Genomic DNA, 23540 nt, shown 5'->3' on the forward strand with positions numbered 1-23540 from the left:
ACTTTACTCACCCACCCAAGTTTCTTCTGCTTGGATAACCTCCAAAAACCAGTCTCTGAATGAACGAAAAGCGGGATTATCCTTTCTACTTTCGGAGTAGGTCAAATAATGAAGCTTTTCTCGATAATCCGTATCAAACTCACCGACCCGTACCAGCCAGCCCTGCTCGATCATCGGTTTCACTAACTGATTCCAGCCGAGGCTAACACCTTGATGGTTGAGCACCATCTGAATCAGCATATTGTAATCATTGGCATTGAATACATGCCGACGGCCATCGGCATCAATGGACACCCCTTGACTAGCCAACCAGACTTCCCAATCAACATGCTCGGCAATCTGAGAACGGCCATAGGGGCTAAGATTGAGTAAAGTGGTATTTAACAAACCATCCAGCGTGACAATATCCGGGTTCTGTTTCAGAAACAGAGGTGAACATACCGGATAGATCAGATCATAAAACAGGGGGATCGAATGATAGCCTTCGCGGGGGTCACTCACTTTATTGATAAAGATATCTGGATGAACACCCGGCTCCATCTGTAAAAAATTATTGGTGGTGACAATATTCACATCAATTTCAGGATGATCCGCAAAAAAACTGGGTAAGCGACTCGATAACCAAAACGCCGAAAAGGCAGGCGAACAACAGATAATAAGTTCCTGTTTACGTTTATCGCTATTTTTAATCCGCTGGGCTGCCTGAGCAATGTTAACGAACGATAGGTAGGCCGCATCATAAAAAATGGTGCCCGCTTCGGTTAGTTCAACGGCTCGACCTGCTCGTTTAAATAAACTAACCCCTAGAGAGGCTTCCAACTCTCTAATTTGACGACTGATTGCCGCCTGAGTAACACACAATGCTTCTGCTGCACGGGTGAAGTTTTGATACTTCGCGGCTGCAACAAAAGACCTAACCGCTCGCAACGACGGCATCTTCACCAAAATCTGATCAGGCTCTACATGTTTAACCATAACGTCAGGTATTCAATTCTCTTAATAAAAAGTCGCTTTATCGGTTTCTCACCCGGCCATAAACTGAGATCACAAATATAAACAGGTTTCAGTTTACTAACAGCAGTTTAAACCGTGCTGCAGCTTTCGTCACTCAGCCTTACGACACCGGCATGAACGTCAACGACAGCAGCACCAGTGTAACTTCGGCGGCCGATAAAGCCATAACAATAAAAACCTACCGCAGTGTAGGGTCATAGGAACCATAGTAATGACTAGCAAAACCAAAACTCTGGCGCTCATCAATCAACGTAAACCTCGGCACGCACTGACCCGCGAGATCTATCGTGACGAAGAGGTCTATCAGCAAGATCTAGAACAGATCTGGCATAAAGAGTGGATTTTTGCCGGTCATACTTTTGAGATCGAAAAGCCTGGCGAGTATTTGACCATTCAGGTGGGTGATTACCCTGTCGTTATTGTGCGTGACGATCAAAATAATGTGCGCGCCTTTCATAATGCTTGTCGTCATCGGGGTTCGCGCGTTTGCTCTGAAGCCAAAGGTAAAACCGCTAAATTAGTCTGTCCTTACCACAAATGGACGTTCGGCCTCGATGGTAAACTTCTATTCGCGGGTAACATGGGTGAAAAATTCAACAATGATGATCACGGCCTGATGCCGGTACACTGCGAGATCGTCAACAGCTTCATCTATATCTGTGTTGCAGAGCAGGCTTCGGATTTCGAGCAGTTTCGTCAGGATGTTTCCCCCTTTATTGCGCCACACAACTTAGAAAACTGTAAAGTCGCCCATGAAGCCAACTTGCTTGAAAAAGGCAACTGGAAACTGGTATTTGAAAACAACCGCGAATGTTATCACTGCGACAGTAACCATCCAGAGCTGCTAAATTCATTCGTCGAAAACCTCTCGGTTGCCGGTGTTGGCGGTAGCGATGATCCAGAACTGACCGCTCATTGGGATAAGTGCGAAGCAGCGGGTTTACCAAGTCGTCTAGTGATGGATGAAGCGGGCCAATACCGCATGACCCGCATTCCACTGGCCACCAAAGCGGTGAGTTACACTATGGACGGCAAGCCAGCGGTCAACGGTCGTTTAGATAATACCGATGTTGAAGATATCGGCGCACTGCTCTATTTCAACTACCCATCCACCTGGAATCACTTTTTGGGCGACCATGCACTGAGCTTCAGGATATTACCGCTATCTTCCGGTGAAACATTGGTCACCACCAAATGGATCGTGCCGAAAGATGCCGTTGAAGGTGTCGATTATGACCTCGACACACTCACCAAAGTTTGGCTGGCCACTAACGATCAGGACCGTCAGCTCGTCGAAGAAACCTTTAGAGGTGTTAGCTCGCCCTCTTATATCCCTGGTCCATTCTCTGAAGTTGCCGAAAATGGCGTATGTCAGTTTGTCGATTGGTACTGCGATACGATGAAAAGCAAGTTGAGTTAAGCAACAACTGTCCACCACCCAGCCTGTTTCTGCAGGCTGGGTATTTCTGTTTATACTCTTCAAGATAGCCCTCAAGACAGTCCTTAAATAGTTCTAAATACCGCATTCGCCACACTCACGCCCTGCATATGACGATAGAGCTGATTCACCCTCTCGCCCCTGCTTTCCCCCATTTTTAGTTATTAATACAGTTTTAAGCTGCATTTTTATCATCACTGATAACCAAACGTTATGGTTTTTACGGAAAATTAGTCGTTGGACGATTTTTCTTAAACCCCTTAACTTAAATGGGGTGAACAACGAACAATAAGAAAAATGCTGCACCGAAAATTGATCATCGAGACGATCACCTGGCGGTACAGCCATTAAAGGACTGACGGAGACGCTCACCGTAGTTCATAAAGATAACAATCATAAAAATTGATAGAGGGCAGCATGACAGACTCCACAAATATTCTGTCTATCAGAAACGTCTATAAAGTATTCGGCGACCAACCGGATACGGCAATGCAGATGCTCCGTAACGGCGAAAGTAAAGATCAAATTTTTGATAAAACGGGTCAGACGGTCGGTGTTTTCGATGCGTCATTTACCGTTAAGAAGGGTGAAATTTTTGTCATCATGGGCCTTTCAGGCTCAGGCAAATCAACCATGGTCCGGTTGCTCAATCGGCTGATCGAACCCACCGCTGGCACCATTGAGTTAAACGGTAAGGATATTACCGCCCTAGGTGATGCCGACCTGCTGGATGTTCGCCGTAAAGAGATGAGCATGGTGTTCCAGTCCTTCGCACTGATGCCACATATGTCAGTGATGGAAAATGCCGCTTTCGGTCTGGAGATCTCAGGTATCGAACGCCACGAACGCGAACGCAGAGCCCTTGAAGCACTCGAACAGGTGGGCTTAGGTGAACATGGCTCGAGCTTCCCACACCAGTTATCCGGCGGTATGCAGCAACGCGTAGGCTTAGCACGCGCGCTGGCAAATGACCCGACCATTCTCCTGATGGATGAAGCCTTTTCGGCACTCGATCCATTGATTCGCTATGAGATGCAAGGTGAACTGATCCGGCTGCAGAAAGAGCAAGAGCGCACCATTATTTTCATCTCCCACGATCTCGATGAAGCGATCCGTATCGGCGATCGTATCGCCATTATGGAAGGCGGCCGAATTATTCAGGTCGGTACCCCGAAAGAGATTATGAGCAACCCCGCTGATGAGTATGTTGAAACCTTCTTCAAAGGTGTCGATGTCAGTAAGTTTCTTAAAGCCGGCGACATTGCCTGTAAAGAAAGCAGTTGCACCATTCGCATCAATGGCGCTGTACAGCCGTTTAATCCAGCCAATAGCCAGTTTGGTTATCTACTGGATGGCCAGGACAAGTTACAGGGAGTTGTGCCGCTTAACGAGGTTGACGCCTCCGATAGTGTTGATGCCCTCCTCTCCCGGCAGGTCAAACAGCATCAATCCATTTATAGCGACGACATGATCAAAGATGTGATCAAAAAAGTCGCCAATTCTAGCTATCCGGTGCCGGTCATCGCTCGCAACGGCAGCTTCTGTGGTGTGATCTCCAAAGATTTACTGCTGCAAACACTGAGCCACAGCTAATCACTCTTTAATAACAATAATTCGGGGAAGAACTATGTCAGAATTTAACCTGCTAGACCCTTTTCAGTTTCTCACTATCCCGCTGGGTGACTGGGTCGAGAGCATTCTTAACTATTTAGTACAAAATTTTCGTGAATTTTTTCGCGCTATCCGCTGGCCAATTGATCAGGTCTTAGAGTTCTCCGAAGCGATATTACAATCGATTCCACCACTGATCGGTATCATCTTATCGTCACTCTTGGGCTGGCAACTCGCCGGCAAAAAAATGGGGCTATTTTGCGCCGTTACTCTTTTCAGCCTCGGTTTGATCGGTGTCTGGTCGGAATCAATGACCACCCTCTCACTGGTGCTCACCTCACTGTTTTTCTGTGTTGTATTCGGCGTGCCACTGGGCATTCTGTCAGCCCGTAGCGACCGCGTAGAAAGAATCGTCCGTCCGTTGCTCGACGCTATGCAAACACTGCCCGCATTTGTTTATCTAGTGCCGGTCGTCATGCTGTTTGGTATTGGTAATGTGCCCGGCGTATTGGTCACCATCATCTTTGCCCTGCCACCGCTGGTTCGTCTTACTAATCTCGGTATCCGTCAGGTGCCCGAAGATAAGATTGAAGCCGCCCGCGCATTCGGCTGCACACCCAAACAGATGCTCGTGAAGGTTCAGCTTCCCTTAGCCATGCCCACAATTATGGCTGGCGTAAACCAAACCCTAATGCTGTCACTCTCAATGGTTGTTATCGCTTCAATGATTTCGGTCGGCGGGCTTGGGCAGATGGTATTACGAGGTATCGGTCGTTTAGATATGGGACTGGCAACCGTTGGCGGAGCAGGTCTGGTACTGCTGGCCATCTTCCTTGATCGCTTAACACAGGCAATGGGCGAACGTTCCGATACAAGCAATACCTTGCACTGGTACGAAACCGGTCCCGTTGGTTTTTTCGTGCGTGGCTATCGCAGCATGCAAACCCGCTAATCCGTTAGCTAAATGATACTCAACTTAAAAAAATAAATGAGGATTTAAACATGATCCAGTCACACCTGAAAAAGCTCAACCGCTCTATGGTCAAACTGACCGCAACCGCTGCCCTCGCAGCATTGACCTTCAGTGCGACCAGCCAAGCGGAATCCATGCCGGGTAAAGGCGTTGAAGTCACCCCCATCTTTCCCAGTATTGCCGAAGAACGTTTTCGTGGCGAAATAGCCATTGCCGGATTGGAAGCCCTCGGTTACGAAGTTGAAAAGCCTAAAGAAACCGAATATGCCACCATGATGCTGGCGCTGTCTTATGGTGATGCAGACTTCAGTGTACACATGTGGGATATCCTCCATGACAGCTTTTATCAAAAAGCCGGTGGCGATAAGTACATGGTTAAAGCAGGGGATATCATTCCCGGTGTTTTACAGGGTTACCTGATCGATAAAAAGACCGCCGATAAATACAACATCACCAAGCTGACCGATCTTCAAAAGCCGGAGATTGCCAAACTATTCGATGCCAACGATGATGGTAAAGCCGATCTAACCGGTTGTAACCCCGGCTGGGGCTGTGAACTGGTGATTAACCATCATATGAAAGCCTATGATTTAGAAGACACCGTTAGCCACAATCAGGGATCTTACTTTGCCTTAATGGCCGATACTATTACCCGTTATAAAGAAGGGCAGCCAGTATTCTACTTCACTTGGGTTCCACAATGGATCGCTGGTGTACTGGTAGAAGGTGAAGATGTTGTTTGGTTGGAAGTGCCTTACACCTCACTCCCCGATGGCAACAACGATGTTAACACCAGCTTCGAGGGTAAAAATCTTGGTTTTGCTGTCGATCAGGTGAAATCTGTCTTGAATCGCGAATTCGCTGAAGAAAACCCAGTCGCCACTAAGTTCCTATCATTGGTACAGATCTCGGCTGGCGATGAAAGTGCACAAAACTTGAAGATGCAAAATGGTGAAAAATCCGTTGCTGATATCAAGCGTCATGCGCACGACTGGATTGCCGCTCATCAAGCTAAGTTTGATAGCTGGTTAGCCGCTGCCCGCGCCGTGGCAAAATAATCTCACCCTACGCTAAACAAAGGCACTTTCGAGAGACGCTTTCGAGAAGCTCTTTCGAGTGCCTTTTTTACCCTCTACTGAGTCTTTATCAGCAGGATTACTTGTCATGAATTTGTATCACTTTGTGCAAACGCTGAGTTTTTCTAACCTACCTGAAGCAACCCGTCACCGTGTCAGCACCTCATTGCTGGATATCATTGGCGTGCTAGCGGGCGCCATCAATAACCAAACCAGTCAGAACATCCGCAACTATGCCCAACAACACTACCCTGGCGTCAATCATAGCGCTCGGCTACTGTTTGACGGACGTTCAGTCCATCCTCTCGGTGCAGCCTGGGCCGGTGGTTTCAGTGCCGATAGTTTGGACGCCCACGAAGGCCATTTCACCTCTAAAGGTCATGCTGGCGCGACGGTCGTACCTGCCCTACTGGCACTGGCCGATGCCTATCGTCAGCAGGGTCATGAGATCAGCGGTGAAACTTTCTTGTCCGCGTTGACCGTGGCCTATGAAACCGGACTGCGTGCCGGTGTTGCACTGATGCACAACGCCCCTGTTTACCATGCATCGGGAGCATTTTCCGGGATCGGCGTGGTGTGCGGCGCAGCCCGTCTATTGAACTTAGATGAAGACACCTTTATGCACGCATTGGGAATCGCCGAATACTTTGGCCCACGCTGCCCAATGATGCGTTTAGTTGATTTTCCATCCAACCTGCGCGATGCCCATGGTGCGGGTGCCTATGCCGGTCTTAATGCCGTTTTTATGGCGCAATCGGGTATTACCGGCGCACCAGCAGAAACCGTTGCAGACGAGACGATCGCCCACTGCTGGGATGACCTAGGTGAACGCTGGGAGATCGATGCCCAATACTTTAAGCCTTGGCCCGTATGCCGCTGGGCACAGCCATCACTGACCGCCGTTACAGAACTACTGAACGAGCATCCAGAGATTAACGGCGACAGTGTCAATAAGATCGAAATTGAAACTTTTCACGAGTCGATGCGACTCCAAGGGCATTTCCCGCAAAATGCCGATGAAGCGCAATATGGGCTGGCCTTTCCGGTCGCCGCCTTAATTGCCAGGGGTCAGGTAGGCCCGTCTGAAGTAACCGGGGACGCTATCTTTGCCGATGATATTCTAGCGATCAGTGGCAAGATCGAGATTAAAGAAGCGGCTGACCTGTCTGCACGGTTTCCGCAAGAGATCCTGTCCCGCGTTACCCTAACGCTGAAAGACGGTCGCTGTTTCACTAGTCCGATCACCCAGGCCAAAGGTGATCCAAACACACCGATGAGTGACCTCGAGTTTAAAGAGAAGTTTGCCCGACTCGCCGGTGTTAACCTTGACCTAGCCCGATGCCAGCAGATAGTGGCCGCGGTTGAACAATTGGATAATGCCCCACACTGTAACACGCTATTTAATCTAATTATGCAACCCTAAAAAGGTTGTTGGAACGTTTTTCCAACCCCACACAACCCGTTGATAAAGCGAGATAAAAAGCCGTTAAGGTCGCAATGACTACATCTATTGTTAAAAATAACAGTACAATTACCTCCTTAAACGGCCCATCTTTTCATCTATAGAGACGCGATCAATGACAGACTCACCGACCAAACGAGACTTCAGCAAAGCGATCAGTGATACCAACAAGGTATTTTTAAACGAAAATAACGCTGAGCAACAGCTGGTTAAAGTCGGTTTCATTCTGCAGAAAAACTTCTCGATGGTGGCCTTTACTGGGGCGGTCGATGTGCTGGTAACCGCCAACCTCGTACTGCCGGGGCAGCGCTTTGATTATATGACCCTCGGGATCGATTCCCGTATGGTCACCAGTGATCTAGGTATCGATATCGCCACCGGCGGCACCATTGAAACCCTGCCTATTCAACATCGTAATGAGCTGGACATACTGGTTGTCTGCGGCGGTTTTCGCTGCTCACTGGCCCCCAATGCAAAACTTACCACCTGCCTAAGAGCGGCTGATAAACTGGGCATCACCTTGGCTGGCCTATGGAACGGCGCCATTCCACTGGCCCATGCCGGCCTAATGACACAACAAGCGTGTGCCGCCCATCCAGACAACCATGCTTATATGCGCGAACAGTTCCCTAATACCAAGGTGTCCGACAAAACGCTGGTGATTGGTGAAAAACGCGCCACCTGTGCCGGGCCCGTCAGCGCCCTAGAGATGATGCTGAAACTGATTGCCCAACGGCAAGGTAATGACATTGTTCGTGCCGTAAGAGAGATTCTGAGCTGCGATCAGGTTGCCGAAAATCAAGAATCAATTCCGTTACAGGTCGGTGATAATCCAACCTTTCCAGAAACGCTGCGCAATATCATGGTATTGATGCGCAATAATATCGAAGAGCCTCTCAGCCTTGAAGAGCTGGCTGATTGCATCGATATCTCCCGCCGCCAGATGGAACGTCTGTTTCAATCACACTTAGAAACCAGTCCATCACGCTATTATTTGGAACTACGTATCACCCATGCCCGCCGCTTGTTGCTACAGAGCAATGAGAGTATTACCAATGTGTCACTAGCCTGCGGTTTTGTCAGTACGAGTCATTTTAGCAACTGCTTTAAAGACTATTTCGGTTTATCACCCAGCGCTGCTCGACAAAAGCAGAATAGCTGAGCATAAAGAGAGGTGCGGCCTTGAGTATCCATGTTAGCTTTATACTACTGCCAGGGTTCGCCCTAACCTCCTTTTCACTGGCGATTGAAGCCCTCAGCGTTGCTAATCAACTCAGTGGTGAAGCGCTATATGAATTCACTATCTGCTCTCCTGAAAGCAGCCCTCACCTCAACCATATTATCAGCTCTAATGGTGTACCCGTTGAAGTAACGGCAAGCTTAGATAGCAGCTATCAAAGCGATCTTGTCTTTATTGCCGGCTATCAACATTGCGCCCGCTATCACAACGACGCGTTAACCCATCTGCTCAAACAATTAAACCGACAGGGTCGTCGAATTGTCTCGTTGAGTAGCGCCAGCTTTATTCTTGCAAAATGTGGTTTATTACAGGGTAAGAGCTGTACCTTAGTGCCTGAACATTTGAATATTTTTGCTGAGCTTTACCCGCAGATTGCTCTACAGGAAAATCTCTATACGGTCACCGATAACATTTTCACCAGTGCCGGTGGCACTGCCACTCTCGACCTGATGCTCTACCTTATCGGGCAAGATCAGGGACGCGATTTTATTTATCAAGTCTCGCAGCAATTTATGCAAGAAAGAGTCCGTAGTAGTGCTGAGATGCAGACCACTTGCCAGCAAGTCAGCTTGCGAATTAAATCACCCAGCTTAGGGGCGGCGGTCGAACTCATGAAGAAACACCTTGATAACCCCTATCCCATTGCCACACTGGCCAAGCGGATAGGCACGACGCAGCGCAATTTAGAAATGGTGTTCCAAAAATATGAACAAACAACCCCCGGCCGTTACTATATTCAACTGCGTTTACAGCAAGCCAAACAGTTACTGGAAGAAAGTCACCTGAATCTCAGTGCCATTGCTCAGGCCACCGGATTCAGTTCACAAAGCCACTTTGGCAAATGCTTTAAAGAACGCTACGGCTGTTCCCCCTCGGCCCTTAGAAAACATTAATTTCTCGCTTTTACACGCTATTATTTCGCTTTGGTGATAGTTCATACACCCCCTCATCACTGACACTTAAGATCACAGAAAAAAACAATTCAGACCATCATTTTAGGGGTGATATCGTGTCTACTGCAGCCGCCATTCAAATCGATCCAGCACTACAAAGTAAAACCACAACCTTCAACGAAATACCGGTCATCGATATAGCTCCTCTGATCGATGGCAGTAACCCTCAGCAAGTCGCCGAAGAACTGGCCTTTGTCTGTGAACATGTCGGTTTCCTCTATATCAAAAATCACGGTATTGATAAGCAGCTTATCTCACAGATGTATGCACAAACAAAAGCCTTCTTCGATCGCCCCATGGAAGAGAAGCAGAAACTCAATATTATTCATTCAGGGCCAACATTACGCGGCTATATTCCCATGTATGGTGAAAATGTAGATCCAGACAATACCCGTGATTATAAAGAAGTCTTTGATTTTGGCTTGCACGAGAATAAGGTCTCGCCCTTCTTCGGCCCAAACCTTATGCCCGAAAATGACCCCGACGGTTTTCGCATCATCACCGAACAATACCATCAAGCCATGATGACGCTAGGGCGAACCTTAGTCAGTGGTATCGCATTAAGCTTAGGCCTACCGGCTGATTATTTTGAAAAGCTACAACAAAACCCCATCACCATTCAACGCTTACTCCACTACCCTCCGCAGGCAGGCGCGGTGAGTCAGCGCGAGATTGGTATCGGTGCACATACCGATTATGGTTTTCTCACCATACTGTCGCAGGATAATGTTGGCGGACTTCAAGTACAGAATGCCCATGGCGAATGGATCAGTGCGCCCCCAATTGACGATACCTTTATTGTTAATATTGGTGATCTAGTGCAAACGTTTACCAATGACCGTTATATCTCTACGCTTCACCGAGTGGTTAACACCAGTGGCCAAGAACGCTACTCAATCCCCTTCTTCATGGATCTGGATTTCAATGCTGAAGTGAAAGTGATTGATCAGTGTCAGGGGGTAGATAACCCACCACGCTATCAGCCCTATACCTGTGGACAACATAAGTACCGCCGCTTTGTTGATAGCTATGAACACCTTAATGACTATCAAGCACACTGATCGATAGGCATAAATCAGGGCGGGTCCGCTTTTTAAGCGGACTCGCCCAACGTTGATGTGAGCCAAGCATGGTCGAGCGGCTCACATCTCAAATCATTAACATCGATCACTCAAGAGCTATAATACAACTGCCAGACTCTCTATCCCTTATCGATAAACCCTCCAGATAACCCTCTCATTGAGACTGACGATTAAGCCCGAATGTTAACGCCAGAGCATTCAGCAACGTCTTCGCCCAGATATTCAACGATAAGTCGCAGTTAAAAACCGTCAAACGACATGAATCAGAAACGACATATCCCCTAATAGTCAATATACCGGCGTTAAAATCACTGACCGTTCACGTCATGAAAATATCTTTTTGCGACATTTCGCCTCTATCAGCTAAAAATCAACCTAAAAACCTAAATAAATTTATTTCTTTAAAATCATGCATTTATTTTAAAAATAACGACTACTGTTTAAAAAGAACACACTCACTTATTGTCGATTAAAAAATTTAAGTTCTAAAAACGACACTTTTCACTTTTGACATTTGCTCACTAAATAGCCAGTATTATTTTTAATTAAACGATCAATCAATAAAAAATGATCGTTCCTGACAACGCTAACAACAGCCTTTTTCACCGGGTTCGTTGTACATAACCAATGCCTGTCCCCATTAATGGCATCGTATAAGCGAGACTAAGCCCCATGCAAACAGCTCTATATATTAACGGTCGCTATCAAAACGCGACCTCCGGCGAAACCTTTAACAGCATCAACCCAGCCACGGGTGAGGTGCTTGCCGCGGTGCAACAGGCTTCTCTCGCCGATGTTGATCTAGCCGTTACCGCCGCCCAAGCGGGCTTCAAGGTGTGGTCGGCAATGAGTGGGGCCGAACGGGGCCGAATTCTTATGCGCGCAGTAGCTATATTACGTGAACGTAACGATGAGTTAGCTTTGCTGGAAGTGCTCGACACCGGGAAACCACTGCAAGAAGCTAACTGTGTTGATATCGCCACCGGCGCGGATGTGATCGAATATTATGCGGGTTTGGCAGCAACCATTCATGGACAACAACAGGATCTAGGCGGCACAAACTTCTTTTATAGTCGTCGCGAACCGCTCGGCATCTGCGCCGGTATCGGTGCATGGAACTACCCTATTCAGATTGCCATGTGGAAATCAGGCCCAGCGCTCGCTGCCGGTAACTGCATGATTTTTAAACCATCTGAAGAAACGCCGCTGAGCGTACTTAAACTGGCGGAGATCTTTAGCGAAGCGGGCTTGCCCGATGGCGTGTTTAATGTTGTGCAGGGTGATTATCGTGTCGGCCAAGCACTATCCCGCCACCCTGATATTGCCAAAGTATCCTTCACCGGTGAATGCGGTACGGGCAAAAAGGTTATGGCCGATGCTGCCGGATCACTCAAAGAGGTCACCATGGAGTTAGGCGGTAAATCACCTTTAATCGTGTTCGCCGATGCCAATATTGAAAACGCCGTCGCCGGTGCCATGTTGGCGAACTTTTACACTCAGGGCGAGGTGTGCACCAATGGTACGCGGGTATTCGTCCACGAGAATATCTATGATGAGTTTGTCAGTAAGATCGCTGCTCGTACCGAGCGAATGATTATTGGCGATCCTACTGACCTCAATACTCAGGTCGGAGCGCTGATCTCAACAGACCATATGGAAAAAGTGCTGGGATTCATCTCTGCGGCTAAGGCCGCCGGTGCCCGCCTTGTATGCGGTGGTGAGCGGGCCACTGAAAACGGCCTTGAGAAAGGCTGCTTTGTAAAACCAACCGTGTTTGCTGACTGTACCGATGAGATGCCAAATGTCAAAGAGGAGATCTTCGGGCCGGTGATGTCGATTCTACGCTTTAGCGACGAAGACGAGGTTATCCAGCGGGCCAACGATACCGAATACGGACTAGCAGCCGGGGTTTTCTCAACAAATTTCTCCCGTGCCCATCGAGTCATTGCACGCCTTCAGGCAGGTATTTGTTGGATTAATACATGGGGCGCTTCGCCCGCTGAGATGCCCGTCGGTGGTTATAAACAATCTGGGGTTGGCCGGGAAAATGGGATTGAGACCCTCAATCATTACACCCAAGTTAAGAGCGTCTATGTTGAGTTGGGTGATGTCGAGTGCCCTTACGAATAGCGCTTCCCCATCGTTCTTAACAATCGTCCTTTTAAACAGAAAGGGCGTCACGAAACGATGAAATGGTATGGCACCGAGTGGCCAGTATATTCAGCTTATTTTTCAGCGGTAGACCTATGACAGATAAAAAACAGTACGATTACATTATTGTTGGCGCAGGTTCTGCGGGTTGCGTTCTAGCCAATAGACTGACCGAGGATGGCAAACACAGTGTGCTGATCCTTGAAGCGGGCGGTAGTGATAAAAGTATCTTTATTCAGATGCCCACCGCGCTATCCTACCCAATGAACACCCCCAAATACGCTTGGCAGTTTCATAGCGAGAACGAACCGCACCTCGGTTATCGTTCGATGCACTGCCCTCGCGGTAAAGTGCTCGGGGGCGGCTCGTCTATAAATGGCATGGTGTATGTCCGTGGTCATGCCTGCGACTTCGATGAATGGGAAGCTCACGGTGCGGCTGGCTGGGGTTATCAACAGTGTCTGCCCTACTTCAAAAAAGCAGAGAGCTGGGATCATGGTGGCGATCAATACCGAGGCGGCAACGGCCCACTCACCACCTGTGGTGGTAATGATATGCAGCTCAACCCCCTTTATCAGGCCTTTATTAATGCTGGAGAAGACGCAGGCTACCCCACCACTGACGATTACAATGGTTATTGTCAGGAAGGCTTTGGCAGCATGCATATGACCGTTAAAAACGGTGTGAGGGCGTCCACGTCAAATGCTTACCTGCGTGATGCCATGAAACGCAGTAACTTGACGCTGCTCAGCGGTGTATTGACCCGCAAGGTGGTTATGGATGGTAAACGTGCCGTCGCCGTCGAATATGAACAAGATGGTCAAATCACCGAAGTCAGCGCATCTAAAGAGATTATTCTTGCAGCAGGTTCCGTCGGTTCACCTCAACTGCTGCAACTGTCCGGTATCGGTCCAGAAAAAGTGCTTCAAGACGCTGGCGTTGAGGTGATACACGACCTACCCGGTGTTGGCGAAAACTTACAAGATCATTTGGAAGTCTATTTCCAATATCACTGCAAGCAGCCCATCACCCTAAACGGCAAACTGGATTTAATCAGCAAAGGGTTGATCGGCGCCCGATGGATGCTATTTAAAGATGGCCTAGGAGCAACCAATCACTTTGAGTCTTGTGGTTTTATCCGTTCGAGAGCCGGGCTGAAATGGCCCAATGTGCAGTATCATTTTCTACCCGCGGCCATACGATACGATGGCGGCAAAGCAATTGATGGACATGGTTTCCAGGTGCATGTCGGGCCTAACAAACCCGAAAGCCGTGGCCGAATTCGAATAACATCTGCCGACCCTAAAGCAAAACCGAGCATCCTGTTTAACTACATCAGTACCCCACAGGATAAACAGGACTGGCGCGATACGATTCGCCTAACCCGTGAACTGCTTAACCAGCCGGCGATGGACGCTTACCGGGGCGATGAGATTCAGCCCGGCACTGACATTGAATCCGATGAAGCGATTGATCAGTGGGTGCGGGAAAACGTAGAAAGCGCCTACCACCCATCCTGTAGCTGTAAGATGGGGGCGGATAACGACCCTATGGCTGTACTGGATAACCAGTGTAAAGTCCGAGGAATCGAAGCCCTGCGGGTGGTTGATTCATCAATCTTTCCCACCATTCCCAATGGCAACCTCAACGCCCCAACCATTATGGTGGCCGAAAAAGCAGCAGACCTCATTCTCGGTAAGCAGCCATTACCCGCGGCCCATGTTGATGTCTGGATTGATGATGAATGGCAAAATCATCAACGTCTAGGTAACGCCAAAAGGCCGCTCATAAACGCTCATTAATCGACACCGGCAGAATATTGTTCTGCCTTGCTGCACAGGGACTGTTGCAGCGTTCAAAGAAACACAACAGAAGAGAACACTAGCGCATCTAATTTAATGACAACAAAGGTATTCACGCATGAATGTACAACGGAAAAACACCAGTTCAACACCGATGCTTAACCGCTTCACTCGCGTATTAGGGCTTACCGTCGCCAGCCTAACAGCCTCCACTGCCTTTGCTGGACAGTGCGATAATATTCGTTTCTCAGATGTCGGTTGGACCGATATCACCGCCACCACCGCCGTCGCAAGCGAGGTTGTTACTGGCCTAGGTTACACCCCATCGACCCAACTGTTGTCCGTACCCGTCACCTACACCTCATTAGCCAATGGTGATATCGATGTCTTTCTGGGTAACTGGATGCCCACCATGGAAGCGGACATCGCCAGCTACCGTGAAGCAGGCACCGTTGAAACCGTTCGCGCTAACCTAGAAGGGGCAAAATATACCCTAGCCGTGCCAAAATATGCTTATGACGCTGGTCTAAAAAGCTTTGCCGACATTGCCAAATTTAAAGACCAATTGAAAGACCGTATCTACGGGATTGAACCGGGCAACGACGGTAACCGTCTAATCCAGAGCATGATCGATGATGATGCCTTCGGTCTAAAAGGCTTCAAGCTGGTTGAATCCAGTGAAGCGGGTATGATCTCCCAAGTCAGCCGTTCGGCAAAACGTGAGCAATGGGTTGTCTTCCTAGGCTGGGCACCACACCCGATGAACGCCAATATTGATATGGAATACCTGTCCGGTGGCGACGACTTCTTTGGGCCAAACTATGGTGGCGCCAGTGTGTATACCAATGTACGCCAGAATTACACCCAAGAGTGTCCTAATGTCGGTCACCTGCTAAAAAACCTCTCTTTCAGTCTAGAAATGGAAAACCAGATCATGGGCGCTATCTTAGATGATGGTATGAAACCTGCTGCCGCAGCCCGTGCTTGGTTAAAAACCCACCCTGAAGTACTGAACAACTGGCTTGACGGTGTCACCACACTGGATGGTAAAGCGTCATTGCCTGCTGTGCGCCAATATTTAAAACTTTAACACGCTGGGTCTGTAACACCTGCAACACTCTTCAAGCCCTATCGGATTAAGTATCAGCATACTTAATCCGATAGTCAGGTGATCTTTACCCGTCGGTATTCACAACGCTAACCTGAATATCGGCAACCCAACTATAAAAAGGCAGTCGTATGAACTGGATTACAGAACATAAAATCCCTCTGGGTAGCTGGATGGAAGCTTTTGTCGACTGGCTGACGTTTAATGCAGCTGGATTCTTCGATGCTATTTCGATATCCCTCGAGTGGTTGATCCTCTCGGTGGTGGATATTTTTCAGTGGTTCCCACCCTATGTGCCGATGATCATGGCAGCAGCGGTTGCTTGGGCGATACACCGCAGTATTCCACTGGTGATCTTTGTCGTGGTTGCACTGCTATTAATTCTCAATTTAGGTTATTGGCAAGAGATGCTAGAAACCTTTGTGCTGGTGTTAACCGCCACCACCATTTCGGTCGTAGTCGGTATTCCTATCGGTATCTTGGCTGCACACAACCCGAGACTCTACACCTATCTGCGGCCCATCTTGGACATGATGCAGACTATCCCCACCTTTGTTTACCTAATTCCAACCTTGGTACTGTTTGGCTTAGGTGTGGTACCGGGACTGATCTCTACCATTATTTTTGCCATCGCCGCACCGATCCGACTCACCTATTTGGGTATCAGCAAAGTACCGGACGACCTGATCGAAGCGGGTAAAGCCTTTGGTGCGACGCCGTCGAAACTACTGTTTAAAGTCGAACTACCGGCGGCGATGCCAAGCATTATGGCAGGCATCACCCAATGCATCATGCTGTCACTATCCATGGTAGTCATTGCAGCATTGGTCGGCGCAGATGGTTTAGGCAAACCAGTCATTCGAGCACTCAACACTGTGAATATTTCACAGGGATTTGAAGCGGGCCTCGCAATTGTCTTGGTGGCGATCATCCTCGATCGTATCTTTAAAAATCCCGGTTCTAAAGAGGAAGGCTAAACATGTCGGCTATCAGTATTCGTAATTTAGATGTGGTATTCGGCGACAATGTCGAAACCAGCCTAACGCTACTGGATCAGGGTAAAACTCGTCAGGAGATCATCGACCTAACGGGCAGCGTTGTCGGTGTTCATAACGCCAATATCGAGGTCGCTGAAGGCGAAATCTGTGTTCTAATGGGCCTTTCCGGCTCAGGTAAATCGAGCCTGCTGCGGGCCGTCAACGGCTTAAACCCTGTAAGCCGTGGTGAGTTGCTGGTGCAAGATGGCGATCAAATGGTCGATATCGGCTCTTGCGATGAAACAACCTTGCGCCATATGCGTACCCGTCGTGTCTCAATGGTATTTCAAAACTTCGCCTTGATGCCCTGGTTAACCGTGTTGGATAACGTCGCTTTTGGTCTAGAGATGCAAGGGATGGGCAAACAAGCACGTCGCGCCAAGGCGATGGAAAAACTAGAAATGGTTGGACTACATGAGTGGAGCGATAAATATGCTCATGAGTTGTCCGGCGGTATGCAGCAACGGGTTGGTCTTGCCAGAGCCTTCGCGATGGACAGCGACATCTTACTGATGGACGAACCCTTTTCGGCGCTAGACCCTCTGATTCGTAGCCAACTTCAGGATGAGCTGATTGAGTTACAGCAGCGGTTGAATAAAACCATCCTGTTCGTCAGCCATGATTTGGATGAAGCGCTAAAGATCGGCACAAACATCGCCATTATGGAATCTGCGGAGATTATCCAACATGGCAAACCAGAAGATATCGTGCTCAACCCCGTGAATACCTATGTGGAAAACTTTGTCGCCCACACCAACCCTCTCAATGTTCTCAAAGGCCGCTCGCTTATGACCGAGGCGGCAACACTAGAACGCCTTGACGATATGTTGATACTAAGTCGCAATGACAACACCCGCATCAGCGTCGATGGTTCAGGGCAAGTATCCTCAGCCCTGCGTCAAGATAAACCGCTAGTGTTACATCATTGGCAGACGGGGCAAGAGATTGAGCAACTAACGGAGGGAATGCTGGTCATTGCCACCCCTGAGATATCGATGCGCGATGCGATAGAGATCCGCTACCACACAGGGCTCCCGGTCTTGCTCAACGAGCAGGACCGCCTGGTTGGCATTCTTTCCGATAAAGACTTCTATCATGCCCTGCTGGGCAAACACTTCACCACAACAGAAGCCGATGCAATGGACCGCTAACCCAAACAGATAAAACGGCACGCTGACCCGCACCACGTTCAATCGTTTAAAACGCTGTTTAGTCACTACCTGATCCGTCAGGTAGCGACCAAGCGCGCGCTAAATTCGGCAAAATACAGCTGAACAGTATAAAGATAACGACAAAACCCTTTTAATCTCGGAGATTTAACATGTTGAAAAAAGCACTCTATACCGCTCTGGTTGCCTCATCCGCCAGCTTTGCATTACCGGCTCAAGCAGATGTTTCAGCCACCGTCTCACTGGTATCTGACTACGTCTATAACGGTGTTAGTAGCACCGATGGTGATGCGACTCTGCAAGGCAGTGTCGATTGGTATAACGATGCCGGTTTCTATGTCGGAGCCTGGGCTTCAGGCTTAGATGATGTTGGCTACAGTACCGCTGAAGTCGAGATCGATTATTACGCAGGCTATGCCGGCAGTATCAATGACGACTTCGGCTTTGATGTAGGCTATGCCTTCTATACCTACCCCGGTGCCAACGATGCCGGCGGAGAGTTCGATTACGGTGAACTCTATGGCGCCATTACCTATAAAGAAAACACCTCCGCTAAAGTACTCTATTCTGATGATTATTTCGGTGAAGTTGGTAACTCAATCGTTATCACCCTGAGCCATACCATCAACCTGCCAGCAGACTTTGCACTGACGCTGGACGCTTCGCACACCAAATTATTAGAAGACGGTGGAGACTACTATTTCGGTTCTAATGTCGATGACGATTCCTACAATCATTGGGGTATCTCTGTCGCTAAATCTCTTGCAGGATTTGATCTAGCGCTAGGTTATACCGACACGGATATCGAAGATAACTACTGGGGTGACACCGCTGATGCACGGGCAGTCTTTAGCATCAGCCGTACGTTTGAATAAACCTACCAAGAATACGGCAACGTAGATATAAAAGCCTATAAGCGCCGTGCGTGCTTTATATTGAAGCCAAAAAAAAGCCCTAATTAACGCTGGGGCTTTTTATTCAACGCACCTAAAGCTACACCATTTTATCAAATACTTACGAATTCAACTCGAAGTACGACACACAAAAACGTGCAAAGTTATCAGACTAACTGACGTGTTAAATAATCAGAAATCATTCGCTGCGCCAATTCAGCATTAATACCCTCAGGCGACAACGCGCCTCGCAACCAGATACCATCGATCAATGCCGCAATCCCCTGCGCGACAAAAATCGCTTTCTCCGCAGGCAATAGCTTTTTTAACTCTAGTTGCAGATAGGAAAGCAGCCGCTTTTCGTTAACGCGCTGTAAGCGAAACAGCGCGTCATCGTGCATCGATTGAGACCAGAATGCCAACCAGGTTTTTACAACTTTACTCTCCATCTGATCCGACGAAAAATTACCGCCAACGATCGCCTGAATCCGCAATACCGCATCATCGGGGTCGGTGTTTTGTAAACGGGTTTTAACGCCTTCGGAAAGTTGTTTCAAAACTGAGCGCATCGTCGCTTCAAGCAAACCACTTTTGCCACCAAAATAATGGTTAATAATGGCGGGGGATACGCCGGCATAACTACTGATCATCACTACACTGGCTTTATGTAAACCCACCGCATTAATCGCATCCATCGTGGCATTGATTAACTGTGGCTTTCTTATTTCAGACATTCCCACTTTAGGCATTAATCGAAATCCGTATACTTAAATAGTCGTTTAATTAAAAATGCTCTTCTGACCCTAGACTGTCAACCCATAATCAGGCGCTATCACCGCTAACAGACAGAAATAAGTAATGATCTACCAAAGTGAGTTACGGTTTAAGCGGCAATAACTTTTTAACTTGCGCCTGTTCCGAGGCACTCAGCTCACCGTAAGGTTTCAAATAGGGCCAACCATAACCCCAGCGAAACTGAGTCGGCCAAAAAGGACTGCCACCCACTCTGACGCCCGCCAGCATTAATAGAGCGACTTCCGGCTTACCAACATCAGCCACACAGGCTTTTAACGCCTTATCCGCCTCTAGGCGCTGTTGATAAGTACCGCCTTGCCAGTAAGCTAAATCATGTTGCTCACAACAGGAAAGCCAAAGCGTATTCTCAGCCCGAGTGCCATTAGGGAACGAGCTGCAGCCATCACTGGTAAAGGGTTTCAATTCTTCGCTGCCGGAACACCCGGACAACACCGCCATCAAGACCAACACCATCAGATGCCTCATCCTTGAAATCTCCTTTCGCTAAATTAATTAACCGCACCAAGCCAATGTATGAATAAGAATAGCCCCACTTGAGTCTAACGCTCGTTTAATTGGCTATTTTTTAAGCAAAGCAAGAAATATTGCCTATACTTCGGTATCCCTGAACTAACAACCAGCGAGCAATTAAGATGAAACCCCTGCGTCAACGAAATATTCCTAAGCCACCTGCCGCCCATGAAACCCACGAATCTATTCGCCAACAAACTCACCAGTTTTTACAACAAGGTGGCGTGGTGACAGAGGTGCCATCCGGGTTTAGCGGCATCCCACACATGCAGAGTGCGCAGCAAAAAGACAATAGCCACTAAGCAAAGCAGAAAACATTATTTAGTCCGCCAGTTTTGCCTGTAACTCAGCAACGGTTGCTTCAAGTGTGGCGAGACGCTCTTCCAGCGCTTGGATCGTATCGGGACTCACTCGGATATTTTGCGCTGGTGCGTTATATTCCGCTGGATCAGCGGCTTCCACTGTCCCACTGAACAAATGAGCATAACGAGATTCCCGCTTACCCGGCTCTCGCGGCATACGCACCACCAACGGATACTCTTCCCGTTCACTCATTTTTTGCAACACAGTCTCTGTTTCATGCACATCACGAAAACTACATAAACGATTGGTACGACTACGCAGTTCGCCGGGGGTTTGTGGTCCCCGCAGAAACAGCGTACAGATAATCGCCAGCTCTTGTTCACTTAGCTTCAATTCAGAAAATTCGGTATTACAAAAACGGTGTTTATATTTCGCTACCCGACTGCCAAAGCCGGTTTCTTCACGCACCAGACGCTTCTGACTCAACTCATCAATCACCGTCTGCACATCCGTATCCGACAGATCCATCACCGGATCACGATTACTTTTCTGATTACAGGCCGTAGTCAAAGCGTTCAGCGTGAGAGGATACTGATCCGGCGTGGTTTTCTCTTTCTCAATCAGACAACCAATCACTCGGGTTTGCAAAAGACTCAGATCCATATCCATGTTCTACCCTCATTCAGTAAATTATTAGCACTTTCATAAGGTTACCCTATTTCCAGCAAATGGCATCCAAATAGTTTGAAATACTCAGTTCTTGAAGAAGGAGGTTCTTAAAGAAAGTTCCTAAAGAAGGACAGGCTCGCTTAAAAAAATCAATAAACCATTGAATTAGTATTCAGATATTTATATCTGATAGGTTTACGTTTCGGGTTAGTAACTTAAAAATCAACCCCATAATCGGGTGTTATCCGAAATTTTCTGATGTTGGAGCCTCAGTACAATAACTGATCATTAATTAGCAAAGATAGCTTTTGGTGAGCCTTAAGCAGTCAGCCTTGACCGTCGCTTAGGTCGTCTTTTGGCTGCAAATTTCTTCGGATAGAGTTGTTCAAATTCAGTGGCGTTTCTAAGCCAATTTTGTGAGTCTAGCCTCAGTCGTTCGAGGATAGGAGGGTGATGCAGTGGGATAGCACCTCGTTTGTTATTTTTGACCACACGGCCGGTGCTGTCGACTAGCTCGAGGTAGTCTTTTAAACAGCATGAAATGCCCATCTGTTCATCATTCTTGATGCACTCTTCAAACACTGCAAGGGGCTTTATTGGATGTTTAAAGCGTTGCAGAGACTTCTGTTCTTGTTGTGATGTAATCGCGTCATGCTGATTAAATTTTGATTTGATTCGTTCTTTAATACTGGTATGTGCTGAATCTTCCGGCGTTTCTGCTATTCCGGATCGTATCGGATTTAGATCCACATAGGCCATGCAGGATAGCAGGGCTTCTTCACTTAATAAGGCCTGGGATTTGAAACGTGATTCCCAGAAATGGCCGGTGCATTGGTCTTCCTGATTGGCTTGTCGGGCAATAGGTTCATTTAAGCATTTCATAAACCAACTAAGGCTGCTCAACCGCTCACGATAAACCGAGATGATATGACTAACGGTTTCTGCTTCTGAAGCGGTTAAAGGCTCACCAGACATCCACTGACGTACCAGTAGTGGGCCTTTGAATAAACTAGTCCAACGGCTTGCAACATCAGTATCCGTCCAGGACAGGGCTTGATCAGAGCATATCTTCACGACCAGATGATGGTGGTTAGACATCACCGCATAGGCACAAACATCAATCGCAAAAAGAGAGGATAGGATCCGGATACGATCTTCGATCCATTGACGCCGGTGTTGATAATCTTTACCGGAAATAGGATCAACACCGCATAGATATGAACGGCGCACGCAGCGGGAGACGACATGATAATAGGGAGTGTCTTGAAGAGATACGAGTTCCTGTCGAGGTCGAGTCATCGGTAAAGTCCTTTTAACGATGTGTGAATCAATGCTGATTTTGAGCTTAGGGTTGGCATATCGAGTTGTCAATTTTACAGCGCCTGTCCATTTTGAAAGCCATGTGTCAATTAAGGGTGCCTGTCCCATATAAAGAACTTGAGTCAATTAAGTAGTGCCTGTCCCTGTTTAAAAAAGCGGAAGTGCTTGGGGTGGTGATTTGAAGCACGTAACTTTAGAATGATTGTCTTATAGTAAGTCATGGGTAATGAGTGATGGATAATAAAATAAAGCAACTAAGCTCTCCTGTTGAAGGCCTTTATATTGGCCAGTTATCGACTATCGGCCCGGCAAAGACGCCTACCGGTATTGTTAAAATTCATTCAGACATAACCCATGAAATTAGTGAGATGGGGTTGAATGGTGATATCCAGGTGGATAAACGGGTGCATGGTGGGCCAGAAAAGGCGATCTATCATTACCCCGCTGAACATTACTCACTGTTACAAGAAGCACTGCCCCATCTCAGTGATAGCTTTATACCGGGCTCTATCGGGGAGAATATATCGACCCATGGGCTAATCGATACCGAGGTTCATATCGGTGATACCTTTCGGCTTGGCAGTGCTATTGTGCAGGTATCCCAACCTCGCCGCCCCTGTTGGAAGGTCAATCATAAATATGGCAATGCACATATCGCCTCATTGTTGATGTCCGAAGCGATTTCTGGCTGGTATTACCGAGTATTAGAAGCCGGTCAGCTCCGTCTTGGAGATAACATTGAGTTTCTCGAGCGGCTGGATAACAGTATCCCGGTGGCAGAGATCTGGCAGATATTGTTGCAACGCTTGAATAAACAACCGGGACCTTTAGTGAATGCTAAGATCCCAGGGCTGTCGGATGAGTGGCGTTTTGAATAGAAGCGTTTAAGAGTCGGTAAGCGCCCCTAAAAACG

At 47.9% G+C, this 23540-nt stretch carries 21 protein-coding genes; 16 read left to right on the forward strand and 5 right to left on the reverse strand.

The window, feature by feature from the left end:
* Window positions 1-3: 3 nt before the first annotated feature.
* Window positions 4-975, reverse strand: a complete 972-nt coding sequence (locus tag AC0L4K_RS13060; protein WP_473266562.1) for a LysR substrate-binding domain-containing protein — start codon at window positions 973-975, stop codon at window positions 4-6.
* 250 nt (window positions 976-1225) lie between these two features.
* Between AC0L4K_RS13060 and AC0L4K_RS13065 the strand changes: the two genes are divergently transcribed.
* The 14 genes from AC0L4K_RS13065 (at window position 1226) to AC0L4K_RS13130 (ending at window position 18991) form a co-directional block, all read left to right on the forward strand.
* The gene (locus AC0L4K_RS13065; RefSeq protein WP_473266564.1) at window positions 1226-2434 is read left to right on the forward strand and encodes an aromatic ring-hydroxylating oxygenase subunit alpha; all 1209 of its coding nucleotides are present in this window, start codon (window positions 1226-1228) and stop codon (window positions 2432-2434) included.
* A 435-nt stretch (window positions 2435-2869) separates the two neighbouring features.
* Window positions 2870-4045: a glycine betaine/L-proline ABC transporter ATP-binding protein ProV gene (gene proV / locus AC0L4K_RS13070; RefSeq protein WP_473266565.1), complete on the forward strand. Its 1176-nt coding sequence runs from the start codon at window positions 2870-2872 to the stop codon at window positions 4043-4045.
* A 34-nt stretch (window positions 4046-4079) separates the two neighbouring features.
* Window positions 4080-5015 carry a glycine betaine/L-proline ABC transporter permease ProW gene (gene proW, locus AC0L4K_RS13075; protein ID WP_473266567.1) on the forward strand — a complete coding sequence of 312 codons (936 nt, stop codon included), beginning with the start codon at window positions 4080-4082 and terminating at the stop codon, window positions 5013-5015.
* 50 nt (window positions 5016-5065) lie between these two features.
* The gene (proX, locus tag AC0L4K_RS13080; RefSeq protein WP_417224194.1) at window positions 5066-6094 is read left to right on the forward strand and encodes a glycine betaine/L-proline ABC transporter substrate-binding protein ProX; all 1029 of its coding nucleotides are present in this window, start codon (window positions 5066-5068) and stop codon (window positions 6092-6094) included.
* A 106-nt stretch (window positions 6095-6200) separates the two neighbouring features.
* A complete protein-coding gene (locus AC0L4K_RS13085; RefSeq protein WP_473266569.1) occupies window positions 6201-7535 on the forward strand; it encodes an MmgE/PrpD family protein in 1335 nt (444 codons plus the stop codon).
* Window positions 7536-7689: 154 nt separating this feature from the next.
* Complete coding sequence (locus AC0L4K_RS13090; RefSeq protein ID WP_473266570.1) at window positions 7690-8736, forward strand: GlxA family transcriptional regulator; 1047 nt, start codon at window positions 7690-7692, stop codon at window positions 8734-8736.
* Between the two features lie 20 nt (window positions 8737-8756).
* A complete protein-coding gene (locus tag AC0L4K_RS13095; RefSeq protein WP_473266572.1) occupies window positions 8757-9707 on the forward strand; it encodes a GlxA family transcriptional regulator in 951 nt (316 codons plus the stop codon).
* 116 nt (window positions 9708-9823) lie between these two features.
* Window positions 9824-10828: an isopenicillin N synthase family dioxygenase gene (locus AC0L4K_RS13100; RefSeq protein ID WP_473266573.1), complete on the forward strand. Its 1005-nt coding sequence runs from the start codon at window positions 9824-9826 to the stop codon at window positions 10826-10828.
* A 693-nt stretch (window positions 10829-11521) separates the two neighbouring features.
* Window positions 11522-12979 carry a betaine-aldehyde dehydrogenase gene (gene betB, locus AC0L4K_RS13105; protein WP_473266574.1) on the forward strand — a complete coding sequence of 486 codons (1458 nt, stop codon included), beginning with the start codon at window positions 11522-11524 and terminating at the stop codon, window positions 12977-12979.
* Between the two features lie 116 nt (window positions 12980-13095).
* Window positions 13096-14802, forward strand: a complete 1707-nt coding sequence (betA, locus tag AC0L4K_RS13110; RefSeq protein WP_473266576.1) for a choline dehydrogenase — start codon at window positions 13096-13098, stop codon at window positions 14800-14802.
* A 154-nt stretch (window positions 14803-14956) separates the two neighbouring features.
* On the forward strand, window positions 14957-15892 hold the full coding sequence (locus tag AC0L4K_RS13115; RefSeq protein WP_473269225.1) for a choline ABC transporter substrate-binding protein: 936 nt from the start codon (window positions 14957-14959) through the stop codon (window positions 15890-15892).
* A 149-nt stretch (window positions 15893-16041) separates the two neighbouring features.
* The gene (gene choW, locus AC0L4K_RS13120; protein WP_417224205.1) at window positions 16042-16887 is read left to right on the forward strand and encodes a choline ABC transporter permease subunit; all 846 of its coding nucleotides are present in this window, start codon (window positions 16042-16044) and stop codon (window positions 16885-16887) included.
* Window positions 16888-16889: 2 nt separating this feature from the next.
* The gene (gene choV, locus AC0L4K_RS13125) at window positions 16890-18098 is read left to right on the forward strand and encodes a choline ABC transporter ATP-binding protein (protein ID WP_473266578.1); all 1209 of its coding nucleotides are present in this window, start codon (window positions 16890-16892) and stop codon (window positions 18096-18098) included.
* Window positions 18099-18268: 170 nt separating this feature from the next.
* The gene (locus AC0L4K_RS13130; protein WP_473266579.1) at window positions 18269-18991 is read left to right on the forward strand and encodes a TorF family putative porin; all 723 of its coding nucleotides are present in this window, start codon (window positions 18269-18271) and stop codon (window positions 18989-18991) included.
* A 185-nt stretch (window positions 18992-19176) separates the two neighbouring features.
* Here the strand turns inward: AC0L4K_RS13130 and betI are convergent, their stop codons facing one another.
* Together betI and AC0L4K_RS13140 are read right to left on the reverse strand one after the other, a co-directional pair.
* A complete protein-coding gene (betI, locus tag AC0L4K_RS13135; RefSeq protein WP_417224211.1) occupies window positions 19177-19758 on the reverse strand; it encodes a transcriptional regulator BetI in 582 nt (193 codons plus the stop codon).
* A 127-nt stretch (window positions 19759-19885) separates the two neighbouring features.
* Window positions 19886-20290 carry a hypothetical protein gene (locus AC0L4K_RS13140; protein ID WP_417224212.1) on the reverse strand — a complete coding sequence of 135 codons (405 nt, stop codon included), beginning with the start codon at window positions 20288-20290 and terminating at the stop codon, window positions 19886-19888.
* A gap of 167 nt (window positions 20291-20457) precedes the next feature.
* Between AC0L4K_RS13140 and AC0L4K_RS13145 the strand changes: the two genes are divergently transcribed.
* Window positions 20458-20637, forward strand: a complete 180-nt coding sequence (locus AC0L4K_RS13145) for a hypothetical protein (RefSeq protein ID WP_473266581.1) — start codon at window positions 20458-20460, stop codon at window positions 20635-20637.
* A 19-nt stretch (window positions 20638-20656) separates the two neighbouring features.
* Here the strand turns inward: AC0L4K_RS13145 and AC0L4K_RS13150 are convergent, their stop codons facing one another.
* Window positions 20657-21307, reverse strand: a complete 651-nt coding sequence (locus AC0L4K_RS13150; protein ID WP_417224214.1) for a YceH family protein — start codon at window positions 21305-21307, stop codon at window positions 20657-20659.
* 318 nt (window positions 21308-21625) lie between these two features.
* On the reverse strand, window positions 21626-22606 hold the full coding sequence (locus AC0L4K_RS13155) for a transposase (protein WP_473266583.1): 981 nt from the start codon (window positions 22604-22606) through the stop codon (window positions 21626-21628).
* Between the two features lie 254 nt (window positions 22607-22860).
* Here AC0L4K_RS13155 and AC0L4K_RS13160 point away from each other — a divergent pair, with 254 nt between their 5' ends.
* Window positions 22861-23505 carry an MOSC domain-containing protein gene (locus AC0L4K_RS13160; RefSeq protein WP_473266585.1) on the forward strand — a complete coding sequence of 215 codons (645 nt, stop codon included), beginning with the start codon at window positions 22861-22863 and terminating at the stop codon, window positions 23503-23505.
* The last annotated feature ends 35 nt before the right edge of the window (window positions 23506-23540 follow it).

The organism is Amphritea sp. GJ51-11, assembly GCF_055808735.1.

Excerpts from the sequence above, each read along its gene's own strand:
- AC0L4K_RS13060 (WP_473266562.1), bottom strand. The coding sequence starts at position 975 with ATGGTTAAACATGTAGAGCCTGATCAGATTTTGGTGAAGATGCCGTCG.
- AC0L4K_RS13065 (WP_473266564.1), top strand. The coding sequence starts at position 1,226 with ATGACTAGCAAAACCAAAACTCTGGCGCTCATCAATCAACGTAAACCT.
- proV (WP_473266565.1), top strand. The coding sequence starts at position 2,870 with ATGACAGACTCCACAAATATTCTGTCTATCAGAAACGTCTATAAAGTA.
- proW (WP_473266567.1), top strand. The coding sequence starts at position 4,080 with ATGTCAGAATTTAACCTGCTAGACCCTTTTCAGTTTCTCACTATCCCG.
- proX (WP_417224194.1), top strand. The coding sequence starts at position 5,066 with ATGATCCAGTCACACCTGAAAAAGCTCAACCGCTCTATGGTCAAACTG.
- AC0L4K_RS13085 (WP_473266569.1), top strand. The coding sequence starts at position 6,201 with ATGAATTTGTATCACTTTGTGCAAACGCTGAGTTTTTCTAACCTACCT.
- AC0L4K_RS13090 (WP_473266570.1), top strand. The coding sequence starts at position 7,690 with ATGACAGACTCACCGACCAAACGAGACTTCAGCAAAGCGATCAGTGAT.
- betB (WP_473266574.1), top strand. The coding sequence starts at position 11,522 with ATGCAAACAGCTCTATATATTAACGGTCGCTATCAAAACGCGACCTCC.
- betA (WP_473266576.1), top strand. The coding sequence starts at position 13,096 with ATGACAGATAAAAAACAGTACGATTACATTATTGTTGGCGCAGGTTCT.
- AC0L4K_RS13115 (WP_473269225.1), top strand. The coding sequence starts at position 14,957 with ATGCTTAACCGCTTCACTCGCGTATTAGGGCTTACCGTCGCCAGCCTA.
- choW (WP_417224205.1), top strand. The coding sequence starts at position 16,042 with ATGAACTGGATTACAGAACATAAAATCCCTCTGGGTAGCTGGATGGAA.
- choV (WP_473266578.1), top strand. The coding sequence starts at position 16,890 with ATGTCGGCTATCAGTATTCGTAATTTAGATGTGGTATTCGGCGACAAT.
- AC0L4K_RS13130 (WP_473266579.1), top strand. The coding sequence starts at position 18,269 with ATGTTGAAAAAAGCACTCTATACCGCTCTGGTTGCCTCATCCGCCAGC.
- betI (WP_417224211.1), bottom strand. The coding sequence starts at position 19,758 with ATGCCTAAAGTGGGAATGTCTGAAATAAGAAAGCCACAGTTAATCAAT.
- AC0L4K_RS13140 (WP_417224212.1), bottom strand. The coding sequence starts at position 20,290 with ATGAGGCATCTGATGGTGTTGGTCTTGATGGCGGTGTTGTCCGGGTGT.
- AC0L4K_RS13145 (WP_473266581.1), top strand. The coding sequence starts at position 20,458 with ATGAAACCCCTGCGTCAACGAAATATTCCTAAGCCACCTGCCGCCCAT.
- AC0L4K_RS13150 (WP_417224214.1), bottom strand. The coding sequence starts at position 21,307 with ATGGATATGGATCTGAGTCTTTTGCAAACCCGAGTGATTGGTTGTCTG.
- AC0L4K_RS13155 (WP_473266583.1), bottom strand. The coding sequence starts at position 22,606 with ATGACTCGACCTCGACAGGAACTCGTATCTCTTCAAGACACTCCCTAT.
- AC0L4K_RS13160 (WP_473266585.1), top strand. The coding sequence starts at position 22,861 with ATGGATAATAAAATAAAGCAACTAAGCTCTCCTGTTGAAGGCCTTTAT.